Source organism: Pseudomonas sp. FP2309, assembly GCF_030687575.1.
Classification (GTDB): Bacteria; Pseudomonadota; Gammaproteobacteria; order Pseudomonadales; family Pseudomonadaceae; genus Aquipseudomonas.
Genome location: NZ_CP117439.1, coordinates 4,060,126 through 4,076,981, shown reverse-complemented (window position 1 = coordinate 4,076,981; position 16,856 = coordinate 4,060,126). Strand labels below are relative to the sequence as shown.

Annotated in this window: 11 protein-coding genes; 6 read left to right on the top strand and 5 right to left on the bottom strand. The window is 62.0% G+C overall.

Features of this window, described 5'->3' with window-relative positions; all coding sequences use genetic code 11:
• Positions 1 to 97: 97 nt before the first annotated feature.
• From PSH59_RS18660 to PSH59_RS18650, 3 genes are all read right to left on the bottom strand, one after another.
• The gene (locus PSH59_RS18660) at positions 98 to 889 is read right to left on the bottom strand and encodes a CPBP family intramembrane glutamic endopeptidase (RefSeq protein ID WP_248078055.1); all 792 of its coding nucleotides are present in this window, start codon (positions 887 to 889) and stop codon (positions 98 to 100) included.
• 69 nt (positions 890 to 958) lie between these two features.
• Complete coding sequence (locus tag PSH59_RS18655; protein WP_305393392.1) at positions 959 to 1,855, bottom strand: DMT family transporter; 897 nt, start codon at positions 1,853 to 1,855, stop codon at positions 959 to 961.
• A gap of 64 nt (positions 1,856 to 1,919) precedes the next feature.
• Positions 1,920 to 3,545, bottom strand: a complete 1,626-nt coding sequence (locus PSH59_RS18650) for a methyl-accepting chemotaxis protein (protein ID WP_305393391.1) — start codon at positions 3,543 to 3,545, stop codon at positions 1,920 to 1,922.
• A gap of 389 nt (positions 3,546 to 3,934) precedes the next feature.
• Between PSH59_RS18650 and aceK the strand changes: the two genes are divergently transcribed.
• From aceK to PSH59_RS18625, 5 genes are all read left to right on the top strand, one after another.
• A complete protein-coding gene (gene aceK / locus PSH59_RS18645; protein WP_248078050.1) occupies positions 3,935 to 5,650 on the top strand; it encodes a bifunctional isocitrate dehydrogenase kinase/phosphatase in 1,716 nt (571 codons plus the stop codon).
• Positions 5,651 to 5,777: 127 nt separating this feature from the next.
• Positions 5,778 to 9,689 (top strand): ATP-dependent RNA helicase HrpA, encoded by a 3,912-nt coding sequence (gene hrpA, locus PSH59_RS18640; protein ID WP_248078049.1) that lies wholly within the window; start codon positions 5,778 to 5,780, stop codon positions 9,687 to 9,689.
• Positions 9,690 to 10,030: 341 nt separating this feature from the next.
• Positions 10,031 to 11,152, top strand: coding sequence for a beta-ketoacyl-ACP synthase III (locus PSH59_RS18635; RefSeq protein ID WP_248078048.1), 1,122 nt, complete (start codon positions 10,031 to 10,033; stop codon positions 11,150 to 11,152).
• Between the two features lie 27 nt (positions 11,153 to 11,179).
• Positions 11,180 to 11,794, top strand: coding sequence for an RNA polymerase sigma factor (locus tag PSH59_RS18630; protein ID WP_248078047.1), 615 nt, complete (start codon positions 11,180 to 11,182; stop codon positions 11,792 to 11,794).
• Positions 11,788 to 12,021 (top strand): anti-sigma factor, encoded by a 234-nt coding sequence (locus PSH59_RS18625; RefSeq protein ID WP_248078046.1) that lies wholly within the window; start codon positions 11,788 to 11,790, stop codon positions 12,019 to 12,021. Before PSH59_RS18630 ends, PSH59_RS18625 begins: the two co-directional genes overlap by 7 nt.
• A 121-nt stretch (positions 12,022 to 12,142) precedes the next feature.
• Here PSH59_RS18625 and PSH59_RS18620 read toward each other — a convergent pair whose 3' ends face one another.
• The gene (locus PSH59_RS18620; protein WP_248078045.1) at positions 12,143 to 13,489 is read right to left on the bottom strand and encodes a putative porin; all 1,347 of its coding nucleotides are present in this window, start codon (positions 13,487 to 13,489) and stop codon (positions 12,143 to 12,145) included.
• A 283-nt stretch (positions 13,490 to 13,772) separates the two neighbouring features.
• Here PSH59_RS18620 and PSH59_RS18615 point away from each other — a divergent pair, with 283 nt between their 5' ends.
• Complete coding sequence (locus PSH59_RS18615) at positions 13,773 to 14,897, top strand: GNAT family N-acetyltransferase (protein ID WP_248078044.1); 1,125 nt, start codon at positions 13,773 to 13,775, stop codon at positions 14,895 to 14,897.
• 75 nt (positions 14,898 to 14,972) lie between these two features.
• On the opposite strand, the gene PSH59_RS18610 is transcribed toward PSH59_RS18615, so the two are convergent.
• Complete coding sequence (locus PSH59_RS18610) at positions 14,973 to 16,805, bottom strand: ABC transporter ATP-binding protein (RefSeq protein ID WP_248078043.1); 1,833 nt, start codon at positions 16,803 to 16,805, stop codon at positions 14,973 to 14,975.
• Between the last annotated feature and the right edge of the window lie 51 nt (positions 16,806 to 16,856).

The following is a 16,856-nucleotide window of genomic DNA, read 5'->3' as shown; positions in this document are numbered from 1 at the left end:
TTCAATCCGCAAGGCTTTCAGTGGGTATCGGCCGGAAGAGGGGGTTATTTAACTTATTTTTGCAACAATCGACCGGCTGATCCCTGGACCAGAGGGATCAACCCGCCAGCATTGGGTAGGTAAACAGCCCGAAGTGCAGCAGATTCAAGCCGAAGTGCGTGGCAACCGCCGCCCCCAGCCCACCAAAGCGATAGGCGAACCCGTAGCCGACCCCGGCAATGCTCGCCAGCAGCACCCAGTGCCAGCCCGCGCCCAGGTGCACCAGGCCGAACAGCAAGGAAGCCAATAGCAGCGCAACGTTGTCGCCATAGGGCAGGTGTTTGAAGCGTCGGCTCAAGCCGCCTTGAATGTAGCCACGGAACAGCGCTTCTTCCACCAGGGTGACCAATAACAGGTTATTGAGCACCCACAGCCAGGCCTGGTCCGGCCATTTCGGCGCCCAACTGATCACCCCCAGCAACGCGGCGCCGCCCAGGGCGGCGATGGCGGTGAGGGCCAGCGCCAGCGCTGTGACGCAGATCGACAGGCGCAGGCCGCGCCGCGCCACGATCCACGGGCAGGCCAGCAACAGCCAGAAGCCGATCAGCGGCTTGTCCTGATTCAAATACATCGAGAACGGCACGGCGTCGGGCGTGAAACGCTGCGGGGCGATCCCGCGCCCGTTGTAGAACCCCGGCAGCCAGTGCATCGCCAGGCCCAGGGCCAATACGATAAACAACCCATGGCCCAGGTAGCGCGCCCATGGCGTGTGTTGCCGGCGCACGGCGTACCCGGCGATCAGCAACAGCGCCACGGACACCACGGCGAGCAGGCCCAATTGCCCGTAAACCAGCGCCAGTACGTAGCCAATGGAAAGAAGCGCCAGGTACAGCCAGGGCAATGCGATCATTGGGAGAATCCTTGGAAAAATCTGGGCGCGATTATAGCTGCCGCCCCTGTGCACCCACATGAAACCTGCCTAGAGTGCCTTGGTCACTTTCCCCGGCCGCAACACCAACCACAACGCCCCGCCAATCAACACCCCGCCATACACATGCGCCATCGACAACGGCTCATCCAATAGCAACGCGCCCCACAGCACGCCGAACGGCGGGATCAGGAACGTGGTGGTCATCGATCTCACCGGCCCGATGGCCGTGAGCAAGCGGAAGTACAACACGTAGGCAAACGCCGTGCACACCAGCCCCAACCCCAGCAGCGAAGTCCACACTTGCCAGCCACCCCAGCTTGCGGGCGGATGGCTGATGGCGCTGTAGGCAAACAGCGGCAGCAAAAACAGCGTCGCGCCGAGCATGCTGCCCAGGGCCGACAGGCGGCTGTCCAGGCCGCCGCGTTGATCCAGCCAACGTCGGGCGAGGAAGCCGGCAAAGCCATAGCAGGTGGTCGCCAGCAGGCAGGCCAGCGCACCCATCAATAACTCCAGGTCAAACGCCACCGGCCCGGCACGGGTCAGCACGCCGACGCCGAACAGGCCCAGGCACACCCCGGCGATTTTCGACGGGGTCAGGCGTTCGCTGAAAAACAGCCCGCCGATCAACACCCCCATCAGCGGCGTGGTGGCATTGAAGATCGCCGAGTAACCGGCCGGCAGCACTTGGGCCGCCACCGAGTACATGGTCGCGGGAATCCCGGAGTTGATCACCCCCAGCAACAGGACCGTCTTGAACTTGCCCTGGAAGTCCCATTTCACGCGCATCACCGCCAGCATCACCAGCAACCCGACGGCGGCAATCGACACGCGGAAAAACGCGGTCGGCACGGTGCCGATCTCCGGCGCGATGATGCGCATGAACAGAAAGCTGGCGCCCCAAATGGCAGCCAGCCCCAGCAGGTAGAGGGTGTCGACAGGTCTCACGCAACGCTCCAGCATCAATAAGGCGGCGAGTGTTGCCCAGCGGCCTGCGCGACACAATCACTGATTACACGACAAACCGCGTCACCAAACCGTTGAGGTCCACCGCCAGGCGCGACAGTTCCTGGCTGGCGGCTGAGGTTTGGGCGGCGCCGGCGGCGGTCTGGGTGGACAGGTCGCGAATGTTCACCAGGCTGCGGTCCACCTCGCGCGCCACCAGGGCCTGTTGCTCGGCGGCGCTGGCGATGACCAGGTTGCGCTGGCTGATCTGGGAAATGGCCGCAGTGATTTTTTCCAGGGCGCTGCCGGCGCTGTTGGCCCGTTGCAGGGTCTGGCCGGCGTGTTCGGCGCTGCTGGTGAGCGCATCGACGGTGTCCTGGGTGCCTTGCTGGATGCCGGTGATCATCTGTTCGATTTCTTCGGTGGAGTCCTGGGTGCGCTGGGCCAGCGAACGCACTTCATCGGCGACCACCGCAAAGCCGCGTCCAGCTTCACCGGCACGTGCGGCTTCGATTGCCGCGTTGAGCGCCAGCAGGTTGGTCTGGCCGGCAATACCACGTATCACCTCCAGCACCTTGCTGATGTCCTGGGACTGTGCGGCCAGGCCTTCGGCCTTGGTCGAGGCGCCGAGCACCTCGTCCACCAGGTTTTGGATCGAGCTGATGGTTTCGCTGATCTGATAATGCCCGTGCTTGCTGTCTTCATCCGAGGCCTGGGAGGCTTCGGCGCTGGACACCGCGTTGCCCGCCACCTCGTCCACGGCCGCGCTCATCTGGTTGACCGCCGTGGCGGCCTGTTCGATTTCATCGTTCTGCGCCTGCAGACCACGGGTGCTTTGTTCCATCACCGAACTCATTTCTTCGGCGGCCGAGGCCAACTGCTGCGCAGAGTCGCTGATGCCGCGGATTGTGCTGTGCAACTGCACCTGCATAGTGGCCAGGGCGTTCAACAGTTGCGCCGCTTCGTCGTGGCCTTTGACGTTGATCGGCTGGCTCAGGTCGCCGGCGGCGATGTTGCGCGCCACGCGCAGTGCCTGGCCAATGGGGGCGGTGATGCTGCGCGTGAGCAGCCAGGCCAGCAACAGGGTGGCGATCAGTGCGAAGACGATGATCAGGCCGACCACCCACTGCGCGCTCGAATACATCTGCGCGGCCGACTCCGTGGCAGCTTCGATGCCCTTCTGGTTGAACACAATCAGTTTTTCCAGGCTCTGGCCGAGGAGCGTGCCCTGCGGTGCGAGGCGGTTGGTCAGCAGGTCAATGGCGTCCTGCTGCCGATCCTTGTCCACCAGCGCAATCATCTGGCCCACGATGGTCAGGTAATCGGCGACGTTGGTTTTCACCTCGGCGAGCATCTGGCGCTCTTCGTCATTGTTCAGCACGGTTTCGTGGCGATCGAGCAGGGTTTGCAGCTCGCTGCGCAGGTGGGTGATCTGGTTTTTGCTGTTGTCACGTACCCGCGACTCATCGGTGGTCGCCAGGCGCAAGGCTTCCAGGCGGATGCTGGCCACATAGGCTGCGCTGTCGTGGATGTTCTCGATGCTGGGCATCCACGCCGCCTCGATCACCAGTGCGCTTTCACGCAGCTTGGCCATCTGGCCCAGGCCAAACAAACCGACAATCACCAGCAGGCCGGCCAGCACGCCAAAACTAAGACTGGCGCGCAAGCCGATCCGCATGTTCCTCAACGACATTTCAATGCTCCTTGGGCAAGTAGAACCTGTTCCCGGATCGGTCTTATGACCTAGTCAGGCAGGGAGAGGGCGCGCTGTATATCAAAGTGCCATCAACGTGGTAATCAGGGTTTCCCTTAGTTGGATCCAAAATGATGGCTCGTAGCCAGCTCTGAAATCACTCGGAGTTTCCAGGACCGCGGTGCCAGCCCGCGGCTTTGCAGGCTTGCGGCGAGAACTCAATGCGGCGTCATGGTGGGTTAACTGACCATATGGTCAGCTTGCAAAAACCGAAAATAAATCTACGAAGTACACAAAGTTGTACAACGACGCGCCCAAAGTGCCCCTTCTCCTCGCTCCATACACTGGCTAAGCTCAGGGCTTCCAGATGCCTGCCCGAGGTTTCCCGCATGTCGCAACCCACGCCCGCCGCCGCGATTGCCCGCACGATCCTCGATGGCTTCGATGATTACCGCGAGCACTTTCGCCAGATCACCGATGGCGCCCGTGAGCGTTTCGAAAAGGCCCAGTGGCAACAGGGCCAGGCGGCATCGGCGGCGCGGATCAACCTGTATGAAGAGAAAGTCTTCGCGGTGATCAGCGGCCTGCGCGCCCGTTTCGATGAGGCCGACCTGCTGGACATCGACCTGTGGCCGCTGGTGAAAAGCGCCTACATCGGCCTGATCGACCTGCGTTTTGACGATGAACTGTCCGAGACCTGGTACAACTCGATCTTTTGCGGCCTGTTCAGCCATGACCTGATCAGCGACGGCTGCATGTTCATCCACACCACCCGGCCCAGCCTGCGTCGCGCGCGGGCCGCGCAAACCCGCACCTACACGCCGGCCGGCAACCTGCCCGAGATGCTCGCGCAGGTGTTCGCGGACTACCGCTTCAGTGAGCCTTACGCCGACCTTGCCGCCGACCTGTTGCGCCTGGAAGCGCAACTGCGGGAAAACCTGCCGGACTGGGTCTGCAAGGACCCGGACCTCAAGGTCGAGCTGTTTTCCTCGGTGCTCTACCGCAACAAAGGCGCGTACCTGGTCGGGCGCATCTACACCCGTGATGAACAGTGGCCGCTGGTGATTCCGTTGCTGCACCGCGAAGGGCAGGGCATCCAGATAGACGCGCTGATCACCGATGAAGCCGACGTGTCGATCATCTTTTCGTTCACTCGCTCCTACTTCATGGTCGATGTGCCGGTGCCGGCGGAATTCATCGGCTTTCTCAAGCGCATCCTGCCGGGCAAGCACATTGCCGAGCTGTACACCTCCATCGGTTTCTACAAGCACGGCAAGTCGGAGTTCTACCGTGCGTTGATCAACCACCTGGCCACTACCGACGATCAATTCATCATGGCCCCCGGCGTGCGCGGCATGGTCATGAGCGTGTTTACCCTGCCGGGCTTCAACACGGTGTTCAAGATCATCAAAGACCGCTTTTCGCCGTCGAAGAACGTCAACCGCGCCACGGTGATCGAGAAGTACCGCTTGGTTAAAAGCGTCGACCGCGTGGGGCGCATGGCCGATACCCAGGAGTTCGCCGACTTCCGGTTCCCCTTGAGCAAATTTGAGCCCGAGTGCCTGGCCGAGCTGCTTGAGGTGGCCGCCGGCACGGTCGAAGTGGAGGGCGACACGGTGTTGATCCGCCACTGCTGGACCGAACGGCGCATGACCCCGCTCAACCTGTATCTCGAGCACGCCAACCCCGCCCAGGTGCGCGAAGCCCTGGAGGACTACGGCCTGGCCATCAAGCAACTGGCGGCGGCGAATATCTTTCCCGGCGACATGCTGCTGAAAAACTTCGGCGTCACTCGTCACGGCCGTGTGGTGTTCTACGACTACGACGAAATCTGTTTCCTCACCGAAGCCAATTTCCGCCACATTCCCGCGCCGCGTACCCCCGAGGATGAAATGGCCTCCGAGCCCTGGTACTCCATCGGCCCGCTGGACGTGTTCCCCGAAGAATTTCCGCCGTTCCTGTTCGCCGACGCCAGCCAGCGCAAGCTGTTCGACGAACTGCACGGCGAGTTGTACAACGCCGACTACTGGAAAGGCCTGCAGGACGCGATTCGCGCCGGCAAGGTGATCGATGTGTTCCCGTATCGCAGAAAAGAGCAGCGCTAAGCGGTAAGCGACAAGCTGCAAGTAAAAGCGGTTTTGCTCTTCCTTGCCGCTTGAAGCTTGCCGCTAGCCACTGCTTTTCTGCCACAATCGCGGGCCGTGCATAAACAGACGCCCTCGTAAGTACCTGATGACTGACCAAGCGCCCGCTATCGACCAACTGCTCAAAAACCTCGATCACGCCATGCTCGCCGACCGCCACCGCTTGCGCCGGCAGTTGCTTGAGCTGCGCAAGAAGCCCGATGAGCAGAAGCTGGCGCAGTGGGTCGCGCGTATGCAAGCGTCGTGCGCCCAGGTCACGGCGCGGCGCGCCAGCCTGCCGGTGATCCGCTACGACGACAGCTTGCCGATCGCGGCCAAGCGCGACGAGATCAAAGAGGCGCTGCAAAAGCATCAGGTGCTGATTATTGCCGGCGAAACCGGCTCGGGTAAAACCACGCAATTGCCGAAAATCTGCCTGGAGATCGGGCGTGGCCAGTACGGCCTCATCGGTCATACCCAGCCCCGCCGGATTGCCGCGCGCAGCGTCGCCAGCCGCGTGGCCGAAGAGCTTGCCACGCCCTTGGGCGCGCTGGTCGGCTATCAGGTGCGGTTCGAGGACCAGAGCGACTCCAACACCCTGATCAAGCTGATGACCGACGGTATCCTGCTGGCGGAAACCCAGAACGACCGCTACCTGGAACGCTACGACACGATCATCGTCGACGAAGCCCACGAACGCAGCCTGAACATCGACTTCCTGCTGGGCTACTTGAAGACCCTGCTGCCGCGGCGTCCGGACCTTAAAGTCATCATCACGTCGGCCACCATCGATCTTGAGCGCTTTTCCAAGCACTTCGACGATGCGCCGATTGTCGAGGTCTCGGGCCGTACCTTCCCGGTGGACACTTGGTACCGCCCGCTGACCCTGGAGCAGGACGAGGAGGGCAACCGCGTCGAGGACGACTTGACCGTCGACCAGGCGATCCTCGCCACCCTCGATGAAATCGCCGCCCATGAGCGCAGCGAGCGGCGCAGTCCCGGCGATGTGCTGGTGTTTTTGCCGGGCGAGCGCGAGATTCGCGATGCCGCCGATATGCTGCGCAAGGCCCAGCTCAAGCACACCGAAATTCTGCCGCTGTACGCGCGTTTGTCACCGGCCGAGCAGCAGCGGATTTTCCAGTCCCACCCGGGCCGCCGTGTGGTGCTGGCGACCAACGTCGCGGAAACCTCGCTCACCGTGCCGGGCATCCGTTATGTGATCGACAGCGGCACCGCGCGCATCAGCCGCTACAGCTACCGCGCCAAGGTGCAGCGCCTGCCGATCGAGGCGATTTCCCAGGCCAGCGCCAACCAGCGTAAAGGCCGCTGCGGCCGGGTCGAGCCGGGCATCTGTATCCGCCTGTACAGCGAAGAAGATTTCATCGGACGCCCGGAATTTACCGACCCGGAGATCCTGCGCACCAACCTCGCCGCGGTGATCCTGCAGATGCTGCACCTGCGCCTGGGCGAGATCACCGATTTCCCGTTTATCGAGCCGCCGGACGGCAAGGCCATCAGCGACGGGTTCAACCTGCTGCAGGAACTCTCGGCGGTGGACCGCAACAGCCAGCTCACGCCGCTGGGTCGCCAGTTGGCACGCCTGCCGGTGGATCCGCGCATGGGCCGCATGCTGCTCGAAGCCGCCAAGCTGGGCAGCTTGCAGGAAGTGCTGATTGTCGCCAGCGCCATGTCGATTCAGGACCCGCGCGAGCGCCCGCCGGAACGCCAGCAGGCCGCCGACCAGGCCCACGCCCAGTGGAAGGACCCGGATTCGGACTTCGCCGGGCTGGTCAACCTGTGGCGTGGCTTTGAAGAACAGCGCCAGGCGCTCACCGCCAGCCCGCTGCGCAACTGGTGCCGCAAGCATTTCCTCAACTACCTGCGCCTGCGCGAGTGGCGGGATTCCCATCGCCAGTTGAGCCTGATCTGCCGCGACATGCAGCTGACCCTCAATAAAGAACCGGCCGACTACCCCAAACTGCACAAGGCGGTGCTGGTGGGCCTGCTCAGTCAGATCGGCCAGAAGACCGAAGACGGCGATTACCTCGGTGCCCGCCAGCGGCGTTTCTGGATTCACCCCTCTTCGGGTATCGGCAAGAAGCGCCCGCAATGGCTGATGACCGCCGAACTGGTGGAAACCACCAAGCTGTATGCGCGCATGGTGGCCAAGATCGACGCCGACTGGATCGAGCCGCTGGCGGGGCACCTGATCAAGAAAAACCACTTCGAGCCGCACTGGGAGAAAAAGCGCGGGCAAGTGGTGGCGTTTGAACAGATCACGCTGTTCGGGCTGATTGTGGTGGGCCGTCGGCCGGTGCATTACGGGCCGATCGACCCGGTGGTGTCGCGCGAGTTGTTTATCCGTGAAGGCCTGGTGCGCGGTGAGATTCAGTCCCGTGCCAAGTGCCTCACCGCCAACCAGCAATTGCTCGAACAGCTCGACGAACTTGAAGCCAAGGCGCGCCGTCGCGACATCCTGGCCGACGAAGAAACCCTGTACGCCTTCTACGATGCCCGCTTGCCGGCGGAGATCCACCAGACCGCCACCTTCGACAGCTGGTACAAGGTCAACAGTCAGAAAGACCCGCACCTGTTGATCATGCGCGAGGAAGACGTGCTGGCCCGCGAGGCCAGTGAAGTTACCGCCGCGCACTATCCAGATACCTTGCACCTGGGCGACCTGGCCCTGGCCTTGAGCTACCACTTTGAACCCAACCATCCGCGCGATGGCGTGACCCTGCGCGTACCGGCGCCATTGCTGCCGGCCCTGCCGCCGGAGCGCCTGGAATGGTTGGTGCCGGGAGTGATCGAAGCCAAGTGCATCGCCCTGGTGCGCAACCTGCCCAAGGCCCTGCGCAAAAACTTCGTGCCGGTGCCGGACTTCGTCAAGGCAGCGCTGCAGCGCATCGAATTCGCCCAGGGCTCGCTGCCCCACGCGCTGGGCCGCGAATTGCTGCGCATGACCGGCGCGCGAGTCAGCGATGAAGCCTGGGCCGAGGCGGCGCAGCAGGTGGAAAACCATCTGAAGATGAACCTGGAAGTGGTCGACGGTCAGGGCAAGTTCCTCGGCGAGGGCCGTGACTTGGCTGAACTGACGGCACGCTTTGCCGAAGCCAGCCAGGCCGCTCTGGCCGTGCCGCAAACCGCGAAAAGCCAGCAACCGGTGCAGGCCAAGGCGTTCGCGCCAGTGGCCGAAAAGACCCAGCAGCAGATTGCGGGGTTGTCGATGACGGTGTACCCGGCGCTGGTGGAGGAAAGCGGTACGGTCAAGGAAGGGCGGTTCTCCACCGCTGCCGAGGCCGAGTTCCAGCATCGCCGCGCCTTGCAACGGCTGCTCATGCAACAACTGGCGGAACCGGCGAAATTCCTGCGCGGCAAATTGCCCGGCTTGACCGAGTTGGGCCTGATGTACCGCGAACTGGGGCGTATCGACGCGCTGGTGGAAGATATCCTGCTGGCCAGCCTCGACAGCTGCGTGCTTGAAGGCGAAACCAGCCTGCCACGTGACGGCGCGGGGCTGGCGGCGTTGGCCGAGCGCAAGCGCGGCAGTTGGACCGAGTACGCCGAACGCCTGGCGCGCTTGACCCTGGAGGTGCTGAAGCTCTGGCACGGCCTGCAAAAGCGCTTCAAAGGCAAGATCGACCTGGCCCAGGCCGTGGCCCTCAACGACATCAAGCAGCAACTGAACCACTTGGTGTACCCGGGTTTTGTGCGGGAAACCCCGGCGCAATGGTTCAAGGAACTGCCGCGCTATCTCAAGGCCATCGAACTGCGCCTGGAGAAACTGCCGAGCCAGGTGCAAAAGGACCGGGTGTGGAGCGGTGAGCTTAGTGGGCTGTGGGTGCAGTACCAGAACCGCCTGAAAAAACACGCCCAGGAAGGCAAGCGCGACCCTCAGTTGGAGCTGTATCGCTGGTGGTTGGAGGAATACCGCGTGTCGTTGTTCGGTCAGCAGTTGGGCACCAAGGTGCCGATTTCCGACAAGCGCTTGAGCAAGCAGTGGACGCTGGTCGAGGCCTGATCCCTCCTCGGTGTGCAGGAACAGTCGGCACCGACTGTGAGAGGGCGCTTGCCTGTGATAGCGGTGAATCAGTTACACAATCTGGGCCTGACACACCGCTATCGGGGAGCAAGCCCCGCTCACATTGAAATTCGCTCATCCGGCATATGGCGCCAAATCCCTGGGTTTGTGGCAAACTTCGCGACCATAAATGCCGGGATCGCCGTGATGGGCTGGTATGCAGCCGTGGCGCGATGGAATAAAGCGTTGCCAGTTTGATGTCCGCCAGGCGGAATAAAACTACTTAAAGTTTGGTACGACGGTACCAATATCTTCTGCCTGACAGATCTAGAGGAACGACCGTGCATAACGTCGTCATCAGTGGCACTGGCCTTTACACCCCTGCCAACAGCATCTCCAACGAAGAGCTGGTGCAGTCTTTCAACACCTACGTGCAACAATTCAACCGCGACAACGCTGACGCCATCGAGCGCGGTGAGGTGCAGGCGCTGACCGAGTCCAGCGCGGCCTTTATCGAGAAGGCATCGGGCATCAAGAGCCGCTTTGTGATGGACAAGGACGGCATTCTCGACCCGCAGCGCATGACCCCGCGTCTGCCTGAGCGCAGCAACGACGAGTGGTCGGTGCTCTGCCAGATGGCCATCGGCGCCGCCGAACAGGCCCTGCAACGCGCCGGCAAGACCGCCGCCGACATCGACGGCGTGATCGTGGCCTGCTCCAACCTGCAGCGCGCGTACCCGGCTATCGCTATCGAAGTCCAGGAAGCCCTGGGTATCGCCGGGTTCGGTTTTGACATGAACGTGGCGTGTTCCTCGGCCACCTTCGGCATCCAGAACGCCGCCAACAGCATCCAGCTTGGCCAGGCTCGGGCGATCCTGATGGTCAACCCGGAGGTCTGCACCGGCCACCTGAACTTCCGCGACCGCGACAGCCACTTCATCTTTGGTGACGCGGCAACGGCGGTCGTGCTCGAACGTGCCGACCTGGCAACTTCCGAGCATCAGTTCGAAGTGGTGAGCACCAAGCTGCTGACCAAGTTCTCGAACACCATCCGCAACAACTTCGGCTTCCTCAACCGCGCGGCCGAAGAGGGCATCGGCGCCCCCGACAAGCTGTTCGTGCAGGAAGGCCGCAAAGTCTTCCGCGACGTATGCCCGATGGTGGCCGAGCTGATCGGCGTGCACCTGCAGGAAAACCAGTTGGACGTGGCCGACGTCAAGCGCTTCTGGCTGCACCAGGCCAACCTGAGCATGAACCACCTGATCGTGAAGAAATTGCTGGGCCGCGAAGCCACGGTGGAAGAAGCGCCGGTGATTCTCGATACGTACGCCAATACCAGCTCGGCCGGCTCGGTGATTGCCTTTCACACCTATCAGGATGATCTGCCCAAGGGCTCCGTCGCTGTGCTCAGCTCGTTTGGTGCCGGGTATTCGATCGGCAGCGTGATCCTGCGCAAGCGTTGATCCTGCGTATTCACTCTCGAGGTCTTAATGGCAGCAGCGGACGATACGCACCTGCTTGAACGCTTGCTCAAGGGTGAGCAGCAGGCCTACAAGGAGTTGGTCACCACCTACCAGAGCGCCATGCGCGCGGTGGCCTATGCGATTGTCGGCCAGCGTCATGCCGATGAAGTGGTGCAGGACGCATGGCTGTCGGTGGTGCGCAACCTGGCCAGGTTTGAAGGGCGTTCCAGTCTCAAGACCTGGTTGCTGACCATCACCGCCAACGCCGCCAAAGGGCGCTACAAGCAGAATCGTCGTGAGGTACTGCTCGATGATTTGCCGTCGCCCCACGGCACTATTGGTGATGATCGCTTCGCGCCTGACGACGGTCATTGGGCTGTTGCTCCGTATGCCTGGCACCAGGACACACCGGAAGCCTTGCTGACCGAAGATGAATTGCGTAGATGCCTGGAACATACGTTACTAAGTTTGTCTGAATTGCAGAGCAGCGTGCTGGTGCTGCGTGAGCGCCAGGGCCTGGAGCTGGAAGAGATCTGTAATCTTCTGACGCTGTCGCTCTCCAATGTCCGTGTGCTGTTGCATCGAGCGCGGCTTAAAGTCTTCGCCACGGTGGAGCATTTTGAGGAAACGGGCGAATGCTGACCTGTAAAGAACAAGTGGCGCGTTCCAGTGACTACCTCGACGGGCAATTGAGCTTTCGCGAGCGCTTGCTGATGCGTCATCACTTGATGTTCTGCCCGAACTGTCGGCGGTTCATCCGCCAGATGCGCCTGATGCAGGCGACGCTGAGGATCATGCCGCAGGAGCCGGTGAAGGAGGCTGATGCACTGGCGCAACGGCTGGCTGCCGAGTGGCGCAAGGATCAGTAGAGGCGGGGAATAAGGGCAACGTGTGCGGGATGATCGAACGGATGATGGGGATCGATCCTCCCGCGCAAACCTGCTGCAACCACCTCGGGCCGTCCTGGCCCGAGGCGTATGACACTGACAATCAGAACTTGGCTTCTGCGTCCAACTGCAGGGTGTTGGCGTTGGCGTCGCGGTAGCCCGTGGCGCTGGCGTAATCGGCTTTGGTCAGGAAGTACGTGGCGCCGACGGCGAAGTTCTTGTCGATGTCGTAACCGACCTTGAACTTGTGGCCACGTGCGCCGGTGAAGCCGCCGGCGAAGTCGGAGTCGGTGAAGGCACCGACCACGGCATAGCGCTGCACGTCACGGTAGTTGTAGTCCAGGTTGAAGCCAAACACCTTGGACTTGGCACCCAGCAACCAGGCGGTGTCCTTGTCTTTGTCGGTGGCTTCGTTGTTCTTCACGTATTGACCGTAGAAGGACAACGGCACGGCCAGGCCGCCGATATCCACTTGGCTGAAACCTTCATACAGACGGTATTCACTGGCGTTGCCGGCGGTGGTGTTGGCGATGGTTTCAGCCGGGGTCAGGCATTGGGTTGAGCCAGCGCTCGGGCAACGGCTGTCTTCGTCGTTCTTGAAGGCATAGACGCTGCCGCCCACGGTCAACTTCAGGTTGTCGGTCAGCGCGAAGCGCGAGCCCAACTGGCCGGCCGTCATGCGCAGGTCGTTGCGAAATTGCACGCCTTCGCCGTTGACGTTGTCCTTGAGGCTGTAGTTACCCAGGCTGCCGAACAGCTCGGCGCTGCCGCCCAGTGGGTATTTGTAGGTCACGGCCAGGCCTTCCGGGTTGATGTCGCTATCCCAGATCACATCGCCCATGCTGACCCACGGTTGCAGCATCTTGCCGCCGATCACGTGCAGGTTCTTGATCTGGTCGGGGTGATAGTCGATGTAGCCAAGGTCCAGCCACAGCGACTTCTTGTTGAAGTAGCCATCCAGGTCCTGGTTGGTGGAGCGGGCGTCTTCGCTGCTGCCGGTGGCGATACGGATGCCGCTGTCCACTTGCGAGTTGATTTCGGTGTAGGCGCCCAGGCGGGCACGGATGCGCTGACGGTCCTTGTCCTTGCCGCCGTTGTTGGGGGTGCCGTCGATCTTGACGGTTTCCTGGCGGAAACGTACATCGCCCTTGAGCTGAGTCTTGGCGGCCCAGGCCAGCTTCTGGTCGAAGCTGCTCAGTTCGTTGGTCTTTTTCGCGGTAGCCGCGATCTGCTCGTTGGTCTCTTGTTGAGCTTGCCGTGCGATCTGCTGTTCTTTCTGGTCTTTGGCCAACTCGTTCTGCAGTTCGGTGTACTGCGAAGCGGTGATTTGACCGTTGGCCTTGAGCATGTCGAGCAATTTAGCGTCGACTGCAGCGCTGGCCGGAACGCTCAGGGCCAGTAACAGGCCGCCGCACAGGACCGCCGCAGTTTTAGTGGAAGCAAGACGCATATCAATCTCCGAAAGTGAGGAGGGATGGCAAACCATCCAGGACACAACCGACCGATGACGGACGGAAAAAATAGCCGCCGGGTAGAACCTGGCGCTCTAAAAACAGGCGTCAGTATCGCGATGGTTTATGACGGAGCAGTGGCTAAGTGATGTCATGTACATGACAAATTTTTCATGTTCGGAACTATTGCTTTAGCCCTGTGTCGCGGGATTTGAGGGTGTGCCGGGGGCGGCGATAAGCGATACTCGCTAGGCTTTCTGCCCCGAAGTAGTGAGGATGTCGATGCCGCTGCAACGTTTGATCAGCCTGTCCGAAATTGCCCCGCAGACCTGGGATCAACTGGTGCCACAGGCCCAGCCCTTTGTGCGGCATGCGTTCTTGAGCGCGCTGGAAGACAGCGCCAGCGTGGGCCCGCATTCCGGCTGGCAGCCCGAGCATTTGTTGCACTGGGAGGGTGACCGGCTGGTGGCGGCGCTGCCCGGTTATCGCAAGTGGCATTCCTACGGAGAGTACGTGTTCGACCATGGTTGGGCGGACGCCTGTGCGCGGGCCGGCATCGACTATTACCCCAAACTGCTCACCGCCGTGCCGTTCAGCCCCGTCAGCGGCCCGCGCCTGTTGGCGGCCAGCGCCGAGGATGGCTTTGAATTGCTCAACAGCCTGCCGGGTTACTTGGAAATCGAAGGGCTTTCCGGCGCCCATATCAACTTCACCGATGCATTGGCCGATCAGGCACTGGCCCTCCAGCCCGGTTGGATGCAGCGCCTGGGCTGCCAGTTTCATTGGCAGAACCGCGGCTACCGCGACTTCCAGGATTTCCTCGACGCTCTGAGTTCACGCAAGCGCAAGCAGATGCGCAAAGAGCGTGAGCAAGTGGCGGGGCAGGGCATCGACTTCCAGTGGCTGGAGGGCCATGAGCTGAGCGAGGCGCAGTGGGATTTTGTCTACGCGTGCTACGCCAACACCTACGCGGTACGCCGCCAATCCCCCTACCTGACCCGCGCGTTTTTCAGCCTGCTGGCCGAACGCATGCCCGAGGCGATCCGCGTAGTGCTGGCCAAACAAGGTACGCGGCCGGTGGCCATGGCCTTCAGCCTGATCGGCGGCGACAGTTTCTATGGGCGCTACTGGGGCTGCCTGGCGGAGTTCGACCGCCTGCACTTCGAAACCTGTTTCTATCAGGGCATGGACTACGCCATCGCCCACGGCCTGCAACGTTTTGACGCCGGAGCCCAGGGCGAGCACAAGCTGATTCGCGGGTTCGAGCCGGTGATCACCCGTTCGTGGCACTACCTGCGCCATCCGGGGCTCAAGACGGCCGTGGAGGATTTTCTCGAGCGCGAGCGCGTGGGGGTGCTGGCGTATGCCGAAGAGGCGAAGGCGGCGTTGCCGTATCGGCAGGTGTAAGGTTCGCCGCTCTGTTCGCGGGCGATCAGGCGTGGGAGGGGCAAGCCCCTCCGATCCTTTGATGGCATGCAGGCTTCAGTCGATACCGACAAAGCCCCCCGTTTGATGCTGCCACAGCCGTGAATACAGGCCCTTGTGGGCCAGCAACTCGGTGTGGCTGCCGCTCTCGGCAATGTGGCCTTTCTCCAGCACCACCAGGCGGTCCATGCGGGCGATGGTCGACAAGCGGTGGGCAATCGCAATCACCGTCTTGCCTTGCATCAAGGTCTCCAGGCTTTCCTGGATCGCGGCTTCGACTTCGGAGTCCAGCGCTGAGGTGGCCTCGTCCATGATCAGGATCGGCGCATTTTTGAGCAGCACCCGTGCGATGGCGATGCGCTGACGCTGCCCGCCGGACAGTTTCACCCCACGTTCGCCCACATGGGCATCCAGTCCGGTACGGCCTTCGGCATCCGACAGCAGCGGGATGAATTCATCGGCACGCGCCTTGTGCACCGCGGCCCACAGCTCCTCATCGGTCGCGTCGGGTTTGCCGTACAGCAGGTTGTCACGGATGGAGCGGTGCAGCAGCGAAGTGTCCTGGGTGATCATGCCGATGTGTTCGCGCAGGGATTCCTGGGCCACCTCGGCGATGTCCTGGCCATCGATCAAAATGCGCCCGCCCTGCAGGTCGTACAGGCGCAGCAGCAGGTTGACCAGGGTCGACTTGCCTGCACCCGACGGGCCGATCAGGCCGATTTTTTCACCGGCCTTGATCTCAAGGTTCAAGCCGCCAATGATCCCGCTCTGCTTGCCGTAGTGGAAATCCACCTGCTCAAAACGAACCTGGCCATGGGGCACCGTCAGGCGCGGGGCGTTGTCACGGTCGACCACCGCCAGCGGCTGGGCAATGGTCTTGAGGCCGTCCTGCACCATGCCGATGTTTTCGAAAATGCCGTTGACCACCCACATGATCCAGCCGGACATGTTGACGATGCGGATCACCAGGCCGGTGGCCAGGGCGATCGCACCCACGGAAATCAGTGAGTGGGTCCACAGCCACAGGGCCAGCCCGGTGGTGGTGACGATCAACAGGCCGTTCATGGTGGTGATCACCACGTCCATACCTGTCACCAGGCGGCTGGCCAGTTGGGTTTTTTCGGTCTGCTCGATGATTGCTTCCTTGGCGTACTCCTGCTCATAGCGCGTGTGGGCAAACAGTTTCAAGGTGGTGATATTGGTGTAGCCGTCGACGATGCGCCCCATCAGTTTGGAGCGTGCTTCCGAGGAGATCACCGAGCGTTCCTTCACCCGCGGTACGAAGTAACGCAGCGTCAGGCTGTAGCAGACGATCCAGGTCACCAGCGGGATCATCAGGCGCCAGTCGGCCTCGGCAAACAGCACCAGGGAACTGATGGCATAGATCGCCACGTGCCAGATCGCATCCACGGCTGCGACGGCGGAGTCGCGCAGGGAGTTGCCGGTTTGCATGATGCGCTGGGCGATGCGCCCGGCGAAGTCGTTCTGGAAGAAATTCAGGCTCTGTTTGAGCACGTAGCTGTGGTTCTGCCAGCGAATCAGGCTGGTCATGCCGGGGCTGATGGTCTGGTGCACCAGCAGGTCATGCAGGGCGCCGAAGATCGGGCGCAGCAGCAGGGCGACCACGGCCATCCAGATCAACTCGGTGCTGTGCACCTGGAAAAAGTTGGCGGGCGGCGTGCCTTGGGCCAGGTCGATGATGCGGCTCAGGTAGCTGAACAGCGCAACCTCGATCAACGCGCCGATCAGGCCCACCACCAGCAGCGCGGCAAAACATGGCCACACCTGGCGCAGGTAGTAGAGGTAGAAGGGCAGGACTTTATCGGGAGGGGCGGCGCTGGGCGCGTCGCGGAAAATATCGATCAGTTGTTCAAAGCGACGATAGAGCATTAGGGTTGACGCCCGCCGGACGGGCTCTCCTTTCAAATGCGCACGCGGCCT

Excerpts from the sequence above, each read along its gene's own strand:
- PSH59_RS18610 (WP_248078043.1), bottom strand. The coding sequence starts at position 16,805 with ATGCTCTATCGTCGCTTTGAACAACTGATCGATATTTTCCGCGACGCG.
- PSH59_RS18660 (WP_248078055.1), bottom strand. The coding sequence starts at position 889 with ATGATCGCATTGCCCTGGCTGTACCTGGCGCTTCTTTCCATTGGCTAC.
- hrpA (WP_248078049.1), top strand. The coding sequence starts at position 5,778 with ATGACTGACCAAGCGCCCGCTATCGACCAACTGCTCAAAAACCTCGAT.
- PSH59_RS18625 (WP_248078046.1), top strand. The coding sequence starts at position 11,788 with ATGCTGACCTGTAAAGAACAAGTGGCGCGTTCCAGTGACTACCTCGAC.
- PSH59_RS18650 (WP_305393391.1), bottom strand. The coding sequence starts at position 3,545 with ATGTCGTTGAGGAACATGCGGATCGGCTTGCGCGCCAGTCTTAGTTTT.
- aceK (WP_248078050.1), top strand. The coding sequence starts at position 3,935 with ATGTCGCAACCCACGCCCGCCGCCGCGATTGCCCGCACGATCCTCGAT.
- PSH59_RS18620 (WP_248078045.1), bottom strand. The coding sequence starts at position 13,489 with ATGCGTCTTGCTTCCACTAAAACTGCGGCGGTCCTGTGCGGCGGCCTG.
- PSH59_RS18615 (WP_248078044.1), top strand. The coding sequence starts at position 13,773 with ATGCCGCTGCAACGTTTGATCAGCCTGTCCGAAATTGCCCCGCAGACC.
- PSH59_RS18630 (WP_248078047.1), top strand. The coding sequence starts at position 11,180 with ATGGCAGCAGCGGACGATACGCACCTGCTTGAACGCTTGCTCAAGGGT.